Origin of the sequence: Phyllobacterium phragmitis (genome assembly GCF_002980495.1) — a bacterium.
Classification (GTDB): Bacteria; Pseudomonadota; Alphaproteobacteria; order Rhizobiales; family Rhizobiaceae; genus Paramesorhizobium; species Paramesorhizobium phragmitis.
This window is the reverse complement of sequence record NZ_PVBR01000002.1, coordinates 175,515-193,254: the sequence shown is the minus strand read 5'-3', so window position 1 is coordinate 193,254 and position 17,740 is coordinate 175,515. Positions and strand designations below refer to the sequence as shown.

Below are 17,740 nucleotides of genomic sequence, written 5' to 3'. Positions count from 1 at the left end.
ACATATCTTTATGTCTTTTGGGGCGGTGACTCTCACGGGAATATGCAATGCGCGATACAAGTCTTCATCTCGACCTGATGGTTGATACGCTGAAAGCGGTGGCGGAATCCAGCCGTCTGCGCATTCTGGCGCTGTTGTCGCGTGGCGATCTGACGGTTTCCGACCTGACCTCCATCCTTGGCCAGTCGCAGCCGCGGGTTTCACGTCATCTCAAACTGCTTTACGAAGCCGGCCTCATCAATCGCTATCAGGAGGGTGCCTGGGCCTATTTCCGGCTTTCAGACGAGGCGGTGCGCGGCGAGATCGCCCGCGCGCTGATCGCCCGGCTGGATTGCGCCGATCCGCTTCTGGAGCGTGATTTGGAGCGGCTGGCCACGGTCAAGTCGCAGCGCCAGGAGAAGGCCACCGCCTATTTCAGCGCCAATGCCCGCAGCTGGGACCGGATCCGCCTGCTGCATGTCTCCGACAGCGCGGTCGAGGCGGCGTTGAAGCGCATCGTCGGCAAGACGCCGTTCCAGTCGATGCTCGATGTCGGGACCGGCACGGGGCGGCTGCTCGAACTGTTCTCGCCGCTTTATGTGCGCGGCGTCGGCATCGATATCAACCGCGACATGCTGACGGTGGCGCGCGCCAATCTCGACCGCGCCGGCATCACCAATGCTCAAGTTCGGCAGGGTGATATCTATGCCTTGCCGGTGGAGCGGGAGAGCTTCGATCTCGTCACCATCCATCAGGTGCTGCACTTCCTCGATGATCCACAGGCGGCAATCCGCGAGGCGGCGCGGGCGCTGCGCCCAGGAGGGCGGCTCTTGATCGTCGATTTCGCGCCGCATACGCTGGAGTTCCTGCGCGAGGAACATGCGCATCTGCGCCTTGGCTTCAGCGACGAGCAGATGCGCGGCTGGCTGACAGAGGCCGGGCTTGCCTGCGACAAAACCCATGAACTGGAATCGAAGGGCGGCGATGCCGGGCTGACCGTAAAACTCTGGCTTGCCTGCGATCCGCGTCTGATCCTTGCCGACCCTGTTCCTTCCTCCTTAGAGCAGTTCGTGTCGTGATCGAGAAGAACCGCTCTAAGTGTTTATTATAGCCGCATTTGTGCCACGCCGGATGAGTCCATCCGGCTGCAAAATGCTAACCGCGACGGAGAGTGTTTGATGAGTGTTTTCGGTCTTTCCCGCCGTCCCGATATCGGGCAGACGACGCGGGTCTCCTTCGAGTTCTTTCCGCCGAAGACGGAGGAAATGGAAAAGCGGCTCTGGGAAACGGTGACGCGGCTGGCGCCGCTCAAACCTGAATTCGTGTCGGTGACCTATGGCGCGGGCGGCTCGACGCGCGAGCGCACGGCCCGCACCGTGGCCCGCATCCTCAACGAAACCGATGTCACGCCGGCGGCGCATCTAACCTGCGTCGATGCGACGAAGGAGGAGGTCGATACGGTGATCCGTGAATTCGCGGCGCTGGGCATCAAGCATTTCGTGGCGTTGCGCGGCGATCCGGCAAGCGGTGTGGGCGATCAGTACCGGCCGACGCCTGGCGGCTATCTCAACGGCGCCGAACTGGTCGCCGGCCTGAAAGCCTTCGCCGATTTCGACATTTCCGTTTCGGCCTATCCCGAGAAGCATCCCGAAAGCCCCGACTTCGCCACCGATATCGACATGCTGAAGCGTAAGGTCGACAACGGCGCGACGCGGGCGATCACCCAGTTCTTCTTCGACAATGATCTCTATGAGCGCTATGTCGAACGGGTGCGCAGGGCCGGCATCTATATTCCGATCCTGCCGGGCGTGCTGCCTATCCATAATTTCAAGCAGGTGACGAATTTCTGCTCGCGGGCGGGCACGCATATCCCGGCCTGGCTGACCGAGCGCTTCGACGGGCTGGAAAACGATCCGCAGACCCATGCGCTGGTCGCCGCCGCCGTCGCCGCCGAACAGGTGCTCGATCTGGTCGAGCGCGGCGTGCAGGATTTCCATTTCTATACGATGAACCGGGCGGACCTCGCTTTCGCCATCTGCCATCTGATCGGCATCCGCCCGCAAAAGCAGGGGGCGGAGGCTGGGACTGGCAAATCCCTGAGCCCCGATCTGGCGGGCGCGGCCGCGTGAAGACGACCACATTGAAACTGAAAAAGCCCGGACGCTGTGCCGGGCTTTTTCCTTTTAGCTTCCCTGAATGATTGAAGACCCCTATCTGCAGTCTTGGTTCCTCCTTACGGGAGAAGGCCCATTACCATCGCACCTACAAATGCGAACGCTGCACAGATCATAAGGACATTAAGCGAACGTGTAAGTCCCATCGGTCTGCCTCCTTCAAGCGCCATAGCTCCATCCAACGATCAGATGAACATCTCATGACACTGGGTTAACGTGCGCGAATCTATGCTCGATCGAGCCATAAAAAAAGCGGATTTCATGCTGCGCTGCGGTATGATTGGGGAAAATTTTTCCCTATGTCGATCTAAACGATTGAAAAAAAACGTTTACCTCGCCCGTTCACTTTTCGTGAACCATCGCGCCAGGGGCGACGGAATACCGGAATTTCACCATTTTCGGGTCAGCCGGCTATGCTCGTTGTGCCTCTATCTCTTATTTTGCGGATGTCGTTGTCCCGAAGCCTGTTCTCACTTCCGGGCGACATGATTTAATGACGCCCCAGGCGCCATAACAGCTTTTTTCTATCGCCAAGCCTTGTTAGGTTCCTCCCGCCAGACCGGCATGGAGGTCCGATGCAACGATTCGAAACCGCACGGGATGTCGCCCTTTCGACGCGCCCGGATCATCCGGTCTACTGCTTCCGGCCACAGGTGCTCGTGGAGGATGCACGCCGGTTCATGGCGATGTTCCCCGGCGAAACCGCTTATGCGGTAAAGACCAATGGCGAGCCGATGGTGCTGGAAACGCTGGCGGCAAACGGGATCGATCTGTTCGACGTCGCCTCGCCGGCGGAATTCGCGGCGGTGCGGCAGGCTGCACCCGATGCGCGGATGCTCTATATGCATCCGGTCAAGGCGCAGTCGGATATCCGCCTGGCGCTCGAGACCTATGGCCTCCGCGTGTTGGCGATCGACCATGAGGACGAGATCACTAAAGTCACGCGCATCGTGCGGGCGCTCGATATCGATCCCGGCAGCGTTACCATCTATGTCCGCATCCAGACCAAGGGGCATGCGGCCTATGAGCTTTCCAAGAAGTTCGGCGCGCCGCCGGCTCATGCGGTCGAGCTTTTGCAGCGGCTGCACAGGACCGGCTACAAGGTGGGCATCTGCTTCCACGTCGGCAGCCAGATCGAGGAGCCGGATGTTTATGAACGTGCGCTACGTTCGGCGGACTGGGTGCGCAACCGCGCCGGCGTTCCGCTGGCGGGTCTCGATGTCGGCGGCGGTTTTCCCGCCGAATACGGCCATGATCCGCGCCGCAAGCATGTCGAGATGCCCTCGCTTGGCCAATTGATGTCGCGATTGCGTGGCGATATCGTGGAATGGGATTTCGGCGACCTGCCGCTGGTGGCGGAGCCGGGACGCGTGATCGTCGCGAGAGCGTTTTCCCTGATCGTGCGCGTGCTGCTGCGCAAGGGCAGGCGGCTTTACATCAATGATGGCATATGGGCGTCACTGTCGGATTCATGGACCGGCAAGATCACGCTGCCCGCCCGCTTCATCCCCGATCCGGCGATCAAGAGCCGCAACGGCAATTCCAAATCGATCGTGCCGTTCCGCGTCTGCGGCGCGACATGCGATTCCGTCGATATATTGTCGCGGCCGTTCTGGCTGCCGGAAACGGTGGACACCGGCGATTGGATCGAGATCGGCCATATCGGCGCCTATTCGATGGCGCTGCGCACCCGTTTCAACGGGTTCTATCCCGACACCTTCGTCGAGGTGGAGACGCCGTTTGACGAGGGTGAGAAGCCGGACAGCTTCGCTTCGCTGGAAACGATGGCGGGGTAGCCGGTCGTATGACGCTTCCATGACGAACGGTTTAAATCCTTCGAAAGGATACGCTGTCTAAAGTCCGTTCAGGACGGCGCGCAGCTTGAGGCGGCGCGAGGCATGATGCCGCCCGCCGAGCCGAGCCTTATCGGCATGTTCCGTGATCTACTCCCTTATCGCTCTCGAGATCATCGCTCACCCGCAGGGCATCCGGACGAGGAACTGTCATGTTTGCATTCAGGAACAAAACGGTATCGCCGGTCTCGGGGCAAACGGATGGCGGTGCACGCGCGCCCGGCGACCTGCCGGTGGAACCGGTCAATATCCCGACCGAATTTGAAGATGTGCGCTACATGCTGCATTGCTGGCAGGCGGCGCGCATCAATACGCCGCTGCCCTCTTATGAGGATTTCACGCTGGGCAATATGGGGCGTTTCGCCGATGAAATCGCGGTGATCCACTGTCTGCCTGGCGAAGCCGCCAGAATCCTGCGTGCCGGCAAACTGATCCGGTCGATCATCCGCCTCAGCGGGGAGCCGTCGCCGGATCTTGCGCCCGATCTTGGCGAGGTGCCTTTCGTCTTCCGGCAGGCCATTGCTTCGGCCATCGGCCGGTCGCGGCTCCTCGGCGAACCAAGTCTCACACTCTGCCGGTGGCTGATCGATAACAGGGTGTCGACGGTGGAGATCGTCGCCTTTCCGCTTTCTTGCCGCTGGAGCGGAGAGTATTCCCTGCTCATCATGCGCCCGCGCAAGGCGCAGCTCAATTTGCCCAAACTACTGATCAATGCTTCTCAGCAAGGCATTCTCGGGCTCAATCCGGTTGCCGGCGAAGACGGGCTGCCGCGTGACTTCTACATTCTAAGCATCAACAATGCAGCTGCGCGTTTTCTAGGATCGCAGCCCGATCTCCTGCAGTTCACTCTTCTTTCCCAGGCTTTCGCGCGTCTTGGCATCGGCGGCATCCCCGACCGATTGCTGCGGGCGGCATGCGGCGAGCCGATCGAACCGTTCGAGCTTGCCTATCAACTCGACGCACATCCGTTTGCCCTGCAGGTCGGTGTGGATTCCGCCGACGGCATCCTCGCCGTAACCTTGACCGATATTCGCGAGCTGAAATCCCGGGTGACGCTGTTCCGGTCGCTCTTCGACGACAATCCGGCGCCGATGTATGTCCGCGTCCAGGGCGGGGAGGGCTTTCTCAACGTCAACGAAGCGGCTCTGCGTCTTTATGGCTATAGTCGCGAGGCGTTTCTCGAACTCGGTATATCGGATCTTTGCGCCGATGGGCCCGCAGACGGCCTGGAGGAGAAAGATGCGGCCTCGCCTGAAACGGGTCCGCGCCACCGCACAGCCGATGGCCGGATCATCGACATTATCGAATATGCCAGTGAAGTTCTGGTCGATGGCCGGCCGGCCACCCTTTCCACCATCATGGACATCACGGAGCGCCGCCGTGCAGAGGCGCATGTCACCTATCTTGCCCACCACGATCCGCTGACGGGCGCAGCCAACCGAACCGTGTTCACACGCGAAATCGAGCGGGCGGCCAACAATCTTGCCGGTGGCGGACGGGCTTTCGGTGTGCTGCTGATCGATCTCGACGATTTCAAGATCGTCAACGACACGCTCGGCCACGCCGCTGGTGACGCCGTGCTGATCGAAGTGACGAAACGGCTGAAAAAGCGCCTGCGTGAAGCAGATATCGTTGCCCGGCTCGGCGGAGACGAGTTCGCCATTCTTGCGCCGGGGCTCGAATCACGGGAGCAGATCGAGATACTTGCCGGGCGCATCGGCCAGGAACTGTCATCGATCACCGGCGTCGAGGGCAGCCCGATCCGTATCGGCGCCAGCATTGGCGGGGCGGTCGCCCCCATCGACGCGACCGGCGCTGATGATCTGCTTCGATGCGCCGACCTTGCGCTTTACCGCGCCAAAGGCTCGTGCAAGGGCGTGGTTCGCTTCTTCGAGCCGGAGATGGATGTGCAGGTCAGCAACCGCCGATCGCTGGAAATGGATATGCGCAACGCCGACATCGCCAGCCAATTCGAGGCGCATTTTCAGCCGATCCTTTCGGTGCAGACCGGCAAATTGTGCGGCTTCGAAGCGCTCATGCGCTGGAACCATCCGAGCCGGGGCATGGTGCCTCCGCTGGAGTTCATTCCGATTGCTGAAGAAACCGGTCAGGTGGACCGGCTTGGTCGCTGGATGCTGCGGGAAGCCTGCGGCCAGGCGGTGTCCTGGCCCGATCCGCTCATGGTTGCCGTGAACGTCTCGCCCGTCCAGTTTCGAAGCGGCAGGCTCTTCGAAGCGATCGAAGAGGCATTACGCGACAGTGGACTTGCTCCTGACAGGCTGGAAATCGAGATCACGGAGTCGGTGCTTCTCGATGACAGCGCGGACAATCTCGCGTTGCTCCGGCGGCTTCGCGAGCGCGGCGTGCGCATTGCGCTTGACGATTTCGGAACCGGCTATTCGAGCTTGCACTATCTCAAGCAGTTTCCATTCAACCGGCTGAAGATCGACCGCTCCTTCGTGCGCGAGATCGACAACAGCCCGGAATCGCTGGCGATCGTACGCGCGATCATCGGGCTTGGTGCGAGCCTCGGCATCGACACGACGGCGGAAGGGGTCGAGACGACCGCTCAGCTCGAACGGTTGCGCGCCGAACAATGTGGTGAACTGCAGGGTTTCCTGTTCAGCCCGCCCGTCACGCGGGGAAATGTCGCCGGTATCATCGGCGCATTCTTCGACGAGGCGAGGCAGGTGGCGTGACGGGGGAGTCGTGAAATAGTGAGTAGATAGAAATATTTATTCCATATCACTACTCGCTCATTTCAAAGCTTATTCAGCAGTTCCACGGTTGGCCAGGAATCGGCAGGCAGGCCGAGGCGAAGCTGTTCGGTGCGCACCGCGTCGCGCGTCAACAGGCCGAACACGCCGTCGATCTTGCCCATTTCATAGCCGCGCGCGGCAAGTTTGGTCTGTAGCGCCTTCATCTGGTCGGTGTCGAGGCCGGCAACGGGACCGCCGGCCTCGAAGGCGGGTGCGCCGGCAAGACGCGCGGCGAAATAGGCGGCGGTGGTCGCATAGACGATCGACTTGTTCCATTCGACGAAGACATCGAAATTCGGATAGGAGAGGAAGGCTGGACCCTTGCGCCCCATCGGCAAGAGCAGCGAAGCGTCGCCATCGTCTGGCCCGAGCGGGCCGTTCAGCCCTTCCACGCCCCATGCGGCCCATTTGGAATGGGGCATGCGGTTGGTGCGGATCGCCTCTTCCCAGGGGAGGTCTTTTGTCAGCCGCACTTCCTCCAGCCAGGGCTGGCCTTTCTGCCAGCCGAGATCATGCAGCATGCGCGCCGCGGTCATCACTGCATCGGGCACGCTGTTCTTCAGATCGACGCGCCCGTCGCCGTCGCCATCCGTACCGCGATCGAGATAATCGAGCGGCAGCACCTGCATCTGGCCGATCTCGCCGGCCCATGCGCCCGTCGTGCGGGCATTGACGACGCCTTGGTCGAACAGCTTGAGCAGGGCGATCAATTGTGGGCGGAACAGTTCGGGTCGGCGGCAATCGAAGGAAAGCGTCACAAGAGCGTTCAGCGTATCGAAATCACCCTGAATTGCGCCATAGTCGGTCTCGAGGCCCCAGAAAGCAGCGATGACGGGACCGGGAACGCCGTAGGCATCCTCGGCCTTCCTGAACACATCGGCATATCTAACGAGGTTTTCACGGCCTTTCTTCAACCGCGCGTCCGAGATGAGCCGCTTGGAAAAATCGATGAATGTCAGGTTGAACACGCCTTGCGAGCGGTCGCGGGCAAGGACCTTGTCATCGATCGAAGCCCTGTAGAGTTCGCCAATGCTGTTGTCGGAGACGCCCGCCTCACGGGCTTGCTTGATCACGCCATCGAACCAGACCTCCATGTCGCCACCGCAGGCCGGTTTCGGCATCGTAACGGTTCCATCGGCCGTTCCATCGAGGGGAGCGGGGATTGGGGCGGGGGACTGTTGCTGCGCCGCCGCAAGTGCGGTCGAGGCAAAAAACGATGCTGCCAGCAGGAAGGCGGTCTTCTTCATGGATGGTTTTCTCTCGGGGCCATTTTCTATCAAGGCCATTTCGATCAAGGTCAGGGTTTGTGGCAGAGCAAGATGCGCGCAATTGAGACTATTCTTGGACTGCGCTTGCAATCGCCTGTTTCTGCACTATTGCTGCGCGGAAATGAAGTCAAACTTGCGTATGAATCGCTGGGGGTGGCGCCGAAATCAGCGCTTTTTGCCCTCGACCCATGTGCGCCATTGCTTCGGGCTGCCGGCGAAGACATTGATGTCGGCGTCGCCCTTGATACCGGGCACATTGCCGGTTCCGGTGTATTGCCAGAATGTCCAGGGATGGTCGCCGTATTTTTCGTTCGGGTGCCCTGCGACCGAGCGCAGCCAGAAGGGATATTCCTTCATGCTGCTCAAGCCGTTGTCGTCGAAGAAATCGACTGTCGTGTAGATAATCGGGCGCTTGCCGTAATGGCGTTCGACCGCATCGAGGAATATCTGCATTTCGCGGCGCACGACGGCTGCGTTCGGGCGCAGCTTGCAGCTTGGCGACAAATGGTTCCATTCCATGTCGAGGACCGGTGGCAGCGCATGGGGATCGCGCGGCACGTGGCGGATGAACCATCGCGCCTGTTCGATGGCCGGACGGCAGAAATAATAGAAATGGTAGGCACCGCGCGGCATGCCCACTGCGCGCGCCTTGGACCAATGCTCGGTAAAGCGCTCATCCGCCCGGTCGCCGCCCTCCGTCGCCTTGATGAAAACGAAGGAAATGCCGCTTTCGCGAGCCGTTTTCCAATCGATCGAACCCTGATATTTGGAGACATCGGTGCCATGGACCGCATAGTGCCAGGGCGTCTTGCCATTCCAGTCGTGCGGATCGCGGTCGGCGAATTTGGGGGCTCTGACGGCGGGATAGGCGACCGTCACCTTGCGTTCCGTCCTGACGGTGCGCGTCGCTTCGGAAAGATCATAATCCACCGTGGTGCAGGCAGACAGGAACAGGGACAGCAGAACGGTGGCGGTGCGCTTCATGGAAAAGGCCATATTGGAAACAGCGTTTAAAAAGCGTTACGCGATCCGTTGGCGGTCGTCACTAACAGATATCAATCAGGCATTGGGAAAAACGGTCAGGAACGCCTTATCACCGAAATCCAGGCAAAGCCGCGATAGAGCGCACGCGTCTCGGCCTTTGCGCGGGCATCCGCGGCGATCGAGGCTGCTACCGTGAAAAGATTGTTGCGCGGCGTGACGTGGAACCATTCCAGCCACCGATAAAGTGCGGCACGAAACCAGTGCGGCAGCCGTTTCTGATCGCCGAAATCGACGATATGGAGTTCGCCGCCGGGCGCCAGATGCGCCACCGCCTCGCGCATCACCACCTGCCATTGCGGGATCATCGATACGGCATAGGAGATGAAGATGCGGTCGAAATCCCTGCGTCCGAACAGCGCCTGCGGATCGAAGCGGGCGGCATCGGCATAGGCCAGCCGCAGCTTGTCGGCGATGCCTGCATGGTCTGCCGCCTTTTGCGCCGTGTCGAGCATTTCACGGGAGATATCAATGCCGTAGAGCCGTGCATTGGGAAACTGATTCATCGTCTTGATGAGATTGCGCCCGGTGCCGCAGCCGATTTCAAGAACGCTGCCGCCTGAGGGGACATCGAGACCGGCGATCATCTGGTCGCGCCCGAGCAGATAATATTTGCGCGTCGCGTCATAGACATGGCGCTGGCGGCGATAGACGCGGTCCATCAGGCTGCCATGGTCGATCTTCTGCGCCTTGCCGAACATGTCAGCCGTCCTTCAGGCAATAGAGGTGGAAACCGCCATAGATGGAGGAGCGGTCGCGGTCGTGGAGCTCGCGCGACAGGTCCTCGCGGTAATCCCATCGGTCGAGAATGGCTGAAACAACGCGGCCGGGCAGGATGCTCGGTTCGGCGGCGGTGCGGAAGATGACGCGCGCCCCCGGCGCCGCCGTTCGCGTGATCTCGCGCCAGAGCTCGTTGAGCTGCGCATCGTTCATCCAGTCCTGGGCGTCGAGCAGGATGAAGCGATCGACGGAAGCGTCGGGCTTGGCGGCGAGGAACTCGGTATAGGAAGCGTTGACGACGCTCATGCGGGCCACGCGGGCTCGCACGTGATCGAAATTGGCGCGGGAGAGATAGGGCGGCAGCGGGCCGGTCTCGGCGTCGCTGCTATAGCCGCGGCCGAAAGCCTGCCAGGCGAAATAATTGTCCGCCAGCGGAAAACCGCAGGCGAGCTTTTCCAGCCGACCGCGCAGGATGGCCGCCATGTCGCCATTGCCGGCGGTCGCCAGCGCATCATATTGCTGTGGCGGGATGCCCAAGCCGAACAGCGAGGATTTGCGCGCCGTCGCCCAGCGGATCATGCGCTTGTCGAAGAGGGGAGCAAGGGCGGTGTCGAAGAAGGTGCGCTGCTCCTCAATGGTTCGCGCTTTAAGGATATCGCGCGGGTCGATGCCGTAGAGGCGGGCGACGCGATGGCCCATGCCGATGAACACGCCGAGCAGGCCGTGGCGGTAGAGATCGCGCCAGAATATCGAAATGCGGCGGCGGCCGGAGAGCATCCGCTTTTCCCAATAGGCGCGGCTTTGCGGATCGAGATGCGGCTGGATGAACCGCTCATAAGCCTGCAGATTGGTCTTGTCGTCGGCGGTGCCGTAGAAGCGGTAGAAGGCATCGTAATTCGGCAGATGGGCGAGGGCTGCAAGTTTCAGCCGGTTGAACGCTACATGCGCCTGATTGAGATCGACCGCCTCGACGCTTGCCGGATCAGCCGTCAGATAGGAAAGCGCGTTGCAGCCGCCGGACGCGATGGTGACGATGCGGTGGCCGGGGCGGATCTCCAGCGCCGCCATGTCGACTTCGGGGTCCTCCCATATCTGGGGATAGACCAGCCCCTTGAAGAAATGGGCAAAAAGCCGTTCGGATACACCTGCTTTGGAGAAAAGCGAATTCTGGCGCACGGCGCGGTTGAGCTTTTCATTGCGCTGTTTTTCACTGTGCGGGGCGGCTTGCTTCATTGTGGACCTGATCTCGGGCATGGTGCGCGAATCCCTTCCTGGGGGAGAGTTCAATCCGCGTAGCATCAGCATGTAACAGCCCCGTGACGGGGCTTGTGTACCCGACCCGATGGACAGGCGTCCTTGTTGCCGGAGAAAGCAATACCGCCGGGGCCGAAGCTCCGGCGGTAGATTTCGGGTTGCTGTCGGTTGCCTACTCGTCGAAGCGGCGATTGCGGTCCTGCCACATCTGCAGGGCGGCGACGAGGGCGACGATGAGGCCGAGCGCGATATGCCAGGAGCGCAGCGGGCCCATATAATTCAAGGCATAGGGCGAAACGATCATCCACACACCGGCGAGGAATGCCAGCATCTCCTCCCAGCGGCGCAGGGAAACCATTTCCATGATGCCGAGCGCCGCGATGACGGCGCCGGTGATCATGGCGCTGACGACGATGGTTACATTGCCGCCTACGGGATAGAATAATGGCGACACGAAGATGATGGCGCCGAGAGCCATCATGGCGATGTCCTCCCAGCTGCGGTGCTGCATCAGCCCCATACGGCCCATATCGTTGGTGGTTGCCATGAGAAAACCTCCTTCAGGCTACGGTTATGCGTAACCGGATGCCTATGAGGAGCTTGCGCGTGATGTTTCCTCGAACTCCTCATCGGGTGTTCGTACGCACTGATGCATATTATCCCAGAAAACCGCCTTTCACACAATCATTTCTGGTATCTCTGGATCTCGGAAATTATGCGCGGCGGACTTCGGCGAGGCCCTGGTGCGCCGCCGTACAACGCTTCGGGCGGGAAGCGGGGCCGGGTTCCGGTCGCGTGTGTAACGTCATGTAAGACAAGTTGAGAGAACTTTTCATGAGACCGCCCGTTTTTGCTGGGAGGGTGGTCCTGCACATCCGGCGGGGCTATCTGACGTGAAGGAGAAGACCAATGAAGAAGATTCTGATCGCATCGATTGCAGCTCTTTCGGTTATGGGGCTGGCAGCGTGCAGCGATACCGACAACACGACGACCAACGCCACGCAGCCGGATCAGGCGCCGGCGACGCAGCCTGGCACAGAGCAGAACATGGCGCCTCCAGCCGATGATACGGCTCCAGCGCAGCCCGGCACGACGCCAGGTACGACGCCCAGCCAGTAAAGCGCCCGCAGGAGATGCGGCAGCCGGTTTCCCAACCGGTACAAGAATGAGAAGCGGCCCGGTCGTGCCGGGCCGCTTCTGTTTGCGGAAACCAAATATTTCCTGCTTTCATCAAAGTTCATCAAGTGACTGACGTGAGATTCACCGGATTTTGGCGCTATTTCGGAAGTATTAGAATAAAATATAGAAAATTGGAAATAACAGTCGAGGATTTTCCTTAACTTTTGTATGGATAATTCAGGTGTATGGCGAAACATACTTCGATGAAGGATTATATTATGAATAAGAAGTTTATCTTCACAATCGCAGCACTTTCAATGACTGCTCTTGCTGGTTGCAGCGAGAGCGAGCAGGCGTCCAACCAGACACCGGCAACGACAAAGAGCGAACAGCCAACGGCTGCTGCTCCTGCGACCACGACGCCTACGACATCATCGGTAGAGGCCGAGGCGACCAAAACCGCAGAGGAACTGGTGAATTCGATGTCGCCTCAAGAGAAGACACAGGCCGTCAACGAAGCCCGCACTGCCGCGGAAGCTGCAGCGAAGGCAGCCGGTCAGAGCGACGATCTCGTCACGCAAGCCGGCAATGCGGCGGAAGCCGAGGCGAAGAAGGCACTCGGCGCGCAGTAAGATGCTGCCTGCTGACAGAAACGTGACGGCTGGCCACAGTGCCAGCCGTTTCGTTTTATGTCATATGTAAATCTCCGGCGATTGCATTGGCCTCTCGCTATTTCATGTGTTTGCGGTTAGAAGGCCAGCATGTCGATCTGGGTTCGTGTCGGTGATTTCGTGGCCAATGTGGCATCGAGCGCTCTGACGAGCATCGTTGAGGCTGTGCGCACGGCATTCGAAGGCGATCCTGAAACCCGCCGGCGGGTCTCCTTCTCGATCGCGATGATTGCGCTTTCGGCCAAGATGGCCAAGGCGGACGGTATCGTCACCCATGACGAGGTCAAGGCATTCCAGCAGATATTCTCCATCCCGGAATCTGAAAGCAGGCATGTCGCCCGCTTCTATAATCTGGCGAAGCAGGATACGGCGGGATATGAAAGCTATGCGGCGCAGATGGCGGCGCTTTGCGGGTCGGGGCATCCGAACTGCAAGTTCCTCGAGGATATACTCGATGGTCTGTTCCACATCGCCAAGGCGGATGGCTATGTCCATGAGAAGGAATTGGCATTCCTGACGCGTGTGGGCGAGATATTCGGGTTCGACGAGGCGCATTTCCAGACCATCGCCGCACGGCATGTCGATCTCGGCGATGCGGATCCCTACGTCGTGCTTGGGCTTTCGCGCGGAACGAGCTTGGAGCAGGCACGCAGGCGTTATCACCAACTCGCCAATGAGAACCATCCGGACAGGCTGGCCGCACGCGGCGTGCCGAAGGAGTTCCTGACGATCGCCAACGACCGCATCGCGGCGATCAACGGCGCCTGGGAACAGATCGAAAAAGAACTGAAGGCTGCATGAGCGATATCGAAGACAGCGTTTTCGTTCCCGATCACGAGAGGGCGTCTGTCCGCCCTTCACCCAATTTCGGCCCGCGCCAGGATGGCAAGCGGGTTTCCATTCTGATCCTGCATTATACGGGCATGGAAACCGGCGAAGCGGCGGAGGCGCTGCTTGAAAGCCCTGAGAGCGAGGTTTCGGCCCATTACGTGGTGCACGAGGACGGCCGTATCGTGCAGATGGTTCCCGAGCGCGAGCGGGCCTGGCACGCGGGGAAAAGCTTCTGGCATGGCGAGACCGACATCAACTCCTGCTCGATCGGCATCGAGATCGTCAATCAGGGGCCGCGCGGCGATTTTCCGGAATTCCCCGACGCGCAGATCAAGGCGGTTATCGCTCTCAGCCGGGATATCTGCACGCGCCATTCCATTCGCCCCGAACGGGTTCTGGCACATTCGGATATCGCGCCGTCGCGCAAGATCGACCCAGGTGAAAAGTTCCCATGGGAGCGATTGCACCATGCCGGCATCGGTCATTGGGTCAAGCCGTCGCCGATCCGTGGCGGGCGCTTTCTTGTCCTCGGCGATCGGGGGCAGCCGGTCGAAGCCTTGCAGTCGATGCTGGCGCTTTACGGCTATGAAGTGCCGATCAATGGCGTGTTCGAGATGAAGACGGAAGCGGCCGTAAAGGGGTTTCAACGACATTTTCGCTCTCACAAAGTTGATGGTGTCGCCGATATCTCAACGATCGAAACGCTGCACAGGCTACTTTCCGGATTTTCTGTTGTCTCAAGTTAAGCCATTGATGATGAAGGATTTTTCCAGTCATGATTCAATGGAATTGGGCGTTTTATTACACTGGTTAATGTAAAGTTACTTGCCGGATCAATCTTCGGCTGCATTTCGCCGTCAGATCAACCGCCATGTTTCCTGAGGCGGCACTGTGGATCCGTCGCTTCACAAAAGGGGCAAGGACCGGGCCGGCGTTTTTCTCTTTAGAGGGGCGGCCTGACTTTTCAAACAGTTCCAGACGGTTAGGTTATGATAAGAAAATTTGGTTTTGTGTGCGTCCTCATCGGCGCAATGGGAACGCTTGGCTCCAGTGCAGCCTATAGCGCTCCGGCAATCGAGAAAACGAGCATTGCTGCAATCATAAAGGCTAAAAGGCAGGCAGCTGCGGAAGAAGCCAAGGCAGAAACGGGCGGAAAGAAGCATCACACGGCCCGCAAGGCGGCGCCGGCCAGCAAGAAGATGGTGAAAGCGACCGCCAAAAAGAAGACCCAGAAAGCGACCATCAAGAAGAAGAAGAAGCCCCACAAGGTTTCAGCCCATAAAGTCTCCAAGAAGAAAGCTTCTGCCCACAAGGTTTCCCGAAAGAAGATATCGAAGAAGCAGATTTCGAAGAAGCATATCTCGAAAAAGGCGGCATCGGCTCGACGGACGGGCGGCACGCCTTACGCCGGCATCATCAATCGCTATGCGTCCACCTATGGGGTACCGGCATCGCTCGCCCATGCGGTGGTCCGTCATGAAAGCGGCTATCGCGCCAATGCGCGGGGTGCGGCGGGCGAGATCGGACTTATGCAGCTCAAGCTCGCGACGGCGCGCGGGCTCGGCTATACCGGTTCGGCAAAGGGCCTCTACGATCCCGCAACCAATGTGCAGTATGGCATGAAATATCTCTCCATGGCACAAAAGCTTAGCGGCGGCTCGACCTGCGGCACGATCCTCAGATACAATGCCGGCCATGGCGCTAAGCGCATGAACCCGATTTCTGCGCAATATTGCAGCCGGGTGAAGGTCTATATGCGCTCGTTCTAAGCGTAAAAATCGGAATCTCGAAAAAGCCGGATGAATAATCCGGCTTTTTTGTTGCGTTTTGGATGCGAAGCACCTTTATACGCACTGTCAGTTGGCTGGGCAGCCGCGCCTGTCATATGCTGAAAGGCGGCAGGTGAGGAAAGTCCGGGCTCCATGGAAACACGGTGCCGGGTAACACCCGGCGGGGGCGACCCCAGGGAAAGTGCCACAGAAAGCAGACCGCCCCGTCTTCCGTCGCGCCGCGTCTCAAAAAGACCGGGCGCCAGGGATGACGGGGTAAGGGTGAAAGGGTGGGGTAAGAGCCCACCGCGTCTCCGGCAACGGCGACGGCACGGTAAACCCCACCGGGAGCAAGACCGAATAGGGACGGCGTGCCGGGCGAAAGTCCGGCGATCTGTTTCCGGATCAGCCGTCCGGGTAGGTTGCAAGAGGCGGGTGGCGACATCCGTCCCAGATGAATGGCTGCCGCGTCGGGCGCAAGCCCGGCCATACAGAACCCGGCTTACAGGCCAACTGACATTATCACTTCATTCGACGATATCAGAGGATGCACGCCGCAGGTGTGCAGTCTGCCGTTCGATCGATTTCGTCAATTCCGTCTCGCTGTCGCCGGTGTGCCTGGTCTGCGCCGGTTCGACGAAGATGATCCAGGTTTCCTCCGGTGCCGACGGGAAATGCTCGATGCCGCGTGGAACGACATGGAAATCACCTGCGTGGAGGACGGTCCTGCTTCCGTCACGATAACGCAGGATGAAAGTGCCGCGATGGACGAGGAAGAATTCATCCTCGTCGGCATGGCTGTGCCAGACAAAATCGCCCATTACCTTGGCGATCTTGATATATTGGCCGTTGGCTGCCGCGATGACACGCGGTGACCAGTATTTATCGATTGCCTGGAATTCGGCGGCAAGCAGGCCGGTATCGTACATGGTGATATCCATGGGCGGTTTCCTTCTTCATGGATGCAGCGAAAGACCTTTGACTATCTTGTCGACCAGCTTGCGCTCGGCATGGAGCGCGATACCGACGAGATCGAGGTCTTCTGTGGGAACGGCGGCAACTGCTGCACGGTTATCTGTATCGTTGCCTGTCGAAAACAGCTCCCGCGTATAGATCGACGGCTGCAGTTCGCGTCCGGTGGCACGGTCCAGGATTTTCTTGAGATCGTCGCCGGTCGCAGCGAAGATCAGGATCGGCTGACGTATGAGCGGGCCATAGCTTTTCCCCGACGCATCGGCGTAGCACTTACCCGCCAGTTCGGGATATGATCCGACGAGGCCGCCGGCGAGGAAGCTGGCAATGTTGAGTTTTTGCCAGGTCGCGAGATCGGTGCGGACCACGATTATGATTTTGGTGTCGAAGGTCATGGGTGCAATTGAAGTCATGGATACAATCATTGACGCAGATGCGATGGCGGGTCTTGAACGATCGTGTGCGCCTTCGCCGCATGATTGGATCCGGCTAGCGCCGCCGGCGCCGGGGCTTGAGCGGATGGAAGCCTTCTTCGAGGGGCATGCCTATGATCCGCACCGGCACGATACCTACGCCATCGGCTATACGCTTAACGGCGTGCAGTCCTTCGATTATCGCGGGGCGAAGATGGACAGCACAGCCGGAAAGGTCATCGTCATCCATCCCGACGAGGTGCATAATGGGCATTCGGGTGTGGAAACGGGTTTTCGCTACCGGATGCTCTATATCGAGCCGTTCATGATCCGCGATGCACTGGGGGAGCGGGCAGGAAGCCTGCCTTTCGTGCGCGACGTGGTTGCCGACGATCCCCGCCTGCTCGCCGCCTTGCAACCGGCCTTCGATGCGCTCGATAACGGGTTAGAAGGGTTGGAGATAGATCAGATCGTCGTTGCGATCGCCGACGCGCTTCTGGCGCGCGATCCCTCCGCCGGCAAGCATTCGCGCTCGGCCATCTCCTCCACGGCGGTCGAGCGGGCGCGGCATTTCCTCAACGAGAATTTCGACCGCGTCGTCGCTTCGGAACAATTGGAGGAGGTCACGGGGCTCGACCGCTATGCGCTCGCACGTCACTTTCGCCAACAATTGGGAACAAGTCCCTACCGCTACCTGACGATGCGCCGGCTCGATCATGCGAGGCGGTCGATGCGTCAGGGCGCAGCGCTTGCCGATGCCGCATTCTCCAGCGGCTTTGCCGACCAGAGCCACATGACGCGGCAGTTCAAGCAGGCCTATGGCATGACGCCAGGGCGCTGGCGGAGTATCAATGCCGAGCGTTGATGCAGTTGCCATCTTGAATCGGGAAAGTGGTTCATCCCTTTGTTCTCACACC

17 protein-coding genes and 1 other RNA gene are annotated in these 17,740 nt (G+C 59.7%); 11 read left to right on the top strand and 7 right to left on the bottom strand.

Going from position 1 to position 17,740, the window contains the following annotated elements:
* Window positions 1-47: 47 nt before the first annotated feature.
* The 4 genes from C5748_RS03075 to C5748_RS03060 all read left to right on the top strand — a co-directional run bounded on the left by C5748_RS03075 (window position 48) and on the right by C5748_RS03060 (window position 6,705).
* Window positions 48-1,058 (top strand): ArsR/SmtB family transcription factor, encoded by a 1,011-nt coding sequence (locus C5748_RS03075; protein ID WP_105740470.1) that lies wholly within the window; start codon window positions 48-50, stop codon window positions 1,056-1,058.
* Window positions 1,059-1,157: 99 nt separating this feature from the next.
* Window positions 1,158-2,108: a methylenetetrahydrofolate reductase [NAD(P)H] gene (gene metF, locus C5748_RS03070; protein ID WP_105740469.1), complete on the top strand. Its 951-nt coding sequence runs from the start codon at window positions 1,158-1,160 to the stop codon at window positions 2,106-2,108.
* A gap of 620 nt (window positions 2,109-2,728) precedes the next feature.
* Window positions 2,729-3,949, top strand: a complete 1,221-nt coding sequence (locus C5748_RS03065; protein ID WP_105740468.1) for an alanine racemase — start codon at window positions 2,729-2,731, stop codon at window positions 3,947-3,949.
* Window positions 3,950-4,158: 209 nt separating this feature from the next.
* Window positions 4,159-6,705, top strand: coding sequence for a putative bifunctional diguanylate cyclase/phosphodiesterase (locus C5748_RS03060; protein ID WP_105740467.1), 2,547 nt, complete (start codon window positions 4,159-4,161; stop codon window positions 6,703-6,705).
* Window positions 6,706-6,767: 62 nt separating this feature from the next.
* Here C5748_RS03060 and C5748_RS03055 read toward each other — a convergent pair whose 3' ends face one another.
* The 5 genes from C5748_RS03055 to C5748_RS03035 form a co-directional block, all read right to left on the bottom strand.
* Window positions 6,768-8,012 carry a lytic murein transglycosylase gene (locus C5748_RS03055; RefSeq protein ID WP_105740466.1) on the bottom strand — a complete coding sequence of 415 codons (1,245 nt, stop codon included), beginning with the start codon at window positions 8,010-8,012 and terminating at the stop codon, window positions 6,768-6,770.
* A 186-nt stretch (window positions 8,013-8,198) separates the two neighbouring features.
* Entirely contained in the window at window positions 8,199-9,017 is an 819-nt protein-coding gene (locus C5748_RS03050) for a glycoside hydrolase family 25 protein (protein WP_105740646.1), read from the bottom strand.
* Between the two features lie 95 nt (window positions 9,018-9,112).
* Window positions 9,113-9,775, bottom strand: coding sequence for a class I SAM-dependent methyltransferase (locus C5748_RS03045; protein ID WP_105740465.1), 663 nt, complete (start codon window positions 9,773-9,775; stop codon window positions 9,113-9,115).
* Window position 9,776: 1 nt separating this feature from the next.
* Window positions 9,777-11,027, bottom strand: a complete 1,251-nt coding sequence (locus tag C5748_RS03040; protein ID WP_105740464.1) for a BtaA family protein — start codon at window positions 11,025-11,027, stop codon at window positions 9,777-9,779.
* Window positions 11,028-11,220: 193 nt separating this feature from the next.
* Window positions 11,221-11,595, bottom strand: a complete 375-nt coding sequence (locus C5748_RS03035) for an SPW repeat domain-containing protein (RefSeq protein WP_105740463.1) — start codon at window positions 11,593-11,595, stop codon at window positions 11,221-11,223.
* Window positions 11,596-11,957: 362 nt separating this feature from the next.
* Here C5748_RS03035 and C5748_RS03030 point away from each other — a divergent pair, with 362 nt between their 5' ends.
* The 6 genes from C5748_RS03030 to rnpB all read left to right on the top strand — a co-directional run bounded on the left by C5748_RS03030 (window position 11,958) and on the right by rnpB (window position 15,959).
* Window positions 11,958-12,167 (top strand): hypothetical protein, encoded by a 210-nt coding sequence (locus C5748_RS03030; protein ID WP_105740462.1) that lies wholly within the window; start codon window positions 11,958-11,960, stop codon window positions 12,165-12,167.
* A 278-nt stretch (window positions 12,168-12,445) separates the two neighbouring features.
* Window positions 12,446-12,799: a hypothetical protein gene (locus C5748_RS03025; protein WP_146119464.1), complete on the top strand. Its 354-nt coding sequence runs from the start codon at window positions 12,446-12,448 to the stop codon at window positions 12,797-12,799.
* Between the two features lie 129 nt (window positions 12,800-12,928).
* Complete coding sequence (locus tag C5748_RS03020) at window positions 12,929-13,639, top strand: J domain-containing protein (RefSeq protein WP_105740460.1); 711 nt, start codon at window positions 12,929-12,931, stop codon at window positions 13,637-13,639.
* A complete protein-coding gene (locus C5748_RS03015) occupies window positions 13,636-14,415 on the top strand; it encodes a peptidoglycan recognition protein family protein (RefSeq protein ID WP_105740459.1) in 780 nt (259 codons plus the stop codon). The genes C5748_RS03020 and C5748_RS03015 overlap by 4 nt, the downstream gene beginning before the upstream one ends.
* 243 nt (window positions 14,416-14,658) lie before the next feature.
* On the top strand, window positions 14,659-15,438 hold the full coding sequence (locus C5748_RS29285) for a lytic transglycosylase domain-containing protein (RefSeq protein ID WP_105740458.1): 780 nt from the start codon (window positions 14,659-14,661) through the stop codon (window positions 15,436-15,438).
* Between the two features lie 87 nt (window positions 15,439-15,525).
* Window positions 15,526-15,959: RNase P RNA component class A (gene rnpB, locus C5748_RS03005), an RNA gene on the top strand.
* Window positions 15,960-15,965: 6 nt separating this feature from the next.
* Here the strand turns inward: rnpB and C5748_RS03000 are convergent.
* Window positions 15,966-16,379 carry a cupin domain-containing protein gene (locus C5748_RS03000; protein WP_245428754.1) on the bottom strand — a complete coding sequence of 138 codons (414 nt, stop codon included), beginning with the start codon at window positions 16,377-16,379 and terminating at the stop codon, window positions 15,966-15,968.
* A 15-nt stretch (window positions 16,380-16,394) separates the two neighbouring features.
* On the bottom strand, window positions 16,395-16,805 hold the full coding sequence (locus tag C5748_RS02995; protein WP_105740457.1) for a DUF2000 domain-containing protein: 411 nt from the start codon (window positions 16,803-16,805) through the stop codon (window positions 16,395-16,397).
* A 16-nt stretch (window positions 16,806-16,821) separates the two neighbouring features.
* Here C5748_RS02995 and C5748_RS02990 point away from each other — a divergent pair, with 16 nt between their 5' ends.
* Window positions 16,822-17,688: an AraC family transcriptional regulator gene (locus tag C5748_RS02990; protein ID WP_105740644.1), complete on the top strand. Its 867-nt coding sequence runs from the start codon at window positions 16,822-16,824 to the stop codon at window positions 17,686-17,688.
* Window positions 17,689-17,740 lie beyond the last annotated feature (52 nt).

Excerpts from the sequence above, each read along its gene's own strand:
- C5748_RS29285 (WP_105740458.1), top strand. The coding sequence starts at position 14,659 with ATGATAAGAAAATTTGGTTTTGTGTGCGTCCTCATCGGCGCAATGGGA.
- C5748_RS02995 (WP_105740457.1), bottom strand. The coding sequence starts at position 16,805 with ATGACCTTCGACACCAAAATCATAATCGTGGTCCGCACCGATCTCGCG.
- C5748_RS03075 (WP_105740470.1), top strand. The coding sequence starts at position 48 with ATGCGCGATACAAGTCTTCATCTCGACCTGATGGTTGATACGCTGAAA.
- C5748_RS03060 (WP_105740467.1), top strand. The coding sequence starts at position 4,159 with ATGTTTGCATTCAGGAACAAAACGGTATCGCCGGTCTCGGGGCAAACG.
- C5748_RS03025 (WP_146119464.1), top strand. The coding sequence starts at position 12,446 with ATGAATAAGAAGTTTATCTTCACAATCGCAGCACTTTCAATGACTGCT.
- C5748_RS03050 (WP_105740646.1), bottom strand. The coding sequence starts at position 9,017 with ATGAAGCGCACCGCCACCGTTCTGCTGTCCCTGTTCCTGTCTGCCTGC.
- C5748_RS03030 (WP_105740462.1), top strand. The coding sequence starts at position 11,958 with ATGAAGAAGATTCTGATCGCATCGATTGCAGCTCTTTCGGTTATGGGG.
- C5748_RS03065 (WP_105740468.1), top strand. The coding sequence starts at position 2,729 with ATGCAACGATTCGAAACCGCACGGGATGTCGCCCTTTCGACGCGCCCG.
- C5748_RS03015 (WP_105740459.1), top strand. The coding sequence starts at position 13,636 with ATGAGCGATATCGAAGACAGCGTTTTCGTTCCCGATCACGAGAGGGCG.
- C5748_RS03035 (WP_105740463.1), bottom strand. The coding sequence starts at position 11,595 with ATGGCAACCACCAACGATATGGGCCGTATGGGGCTGATGCAGCACCGC.
- C5748_RS03045 (WP_105740465.1), bottom strand. The coding sequence starts at position 9,775 with ATGTTCGGCAAGGCGCAGAAGATCGACCATGGCAGCCTGATGGACCGC.
- C5748_RS03040 (WP_105740464.1), bottom strand. The coding sequence starts at position 11,027 with ATGAAGCAAGCCGCCCCGCACAGTGAAAAACAGCGCAATGAAAAGCTC.
- C5748_RS02990 (WP_105740644.1), top strand. The coding sequence starts at position 16,822 with ATGGATACAATCATTGACGCAGATGCGATGGCGGGTCTTGAACGATCG.
- metF (WP_105740469.1), top strand. The coding sequence starts at position 1,158 with ATGAGTGTTTTCGGTCTTTCCCGCCGTCCCGATATCGGGCAGACGACG.
- C5748_RS03020 (WP_105740460.1), top strand. The coding sequence starts at position 12,929 with ATGTCGATCTGGGTTCGTGTCGGTGATTTCGTGGCCAATGTGGCATCG.
- C5748_RS03055 (WP_105740466.1), bottom strand. The coding sequence starts at position 8,012 with ATGAAGAAGACCGCCTTCCTGCTGGCAGCATCGTTTTTTGCCTCGACC.
- C5748_RS03000 (WP_245428754.1), bottom strand. The coding sequence starts at position 16,379 with ATGGATATCACCATGTACGATACCGGCCTGCTTGCCGCCGAATTCCAG.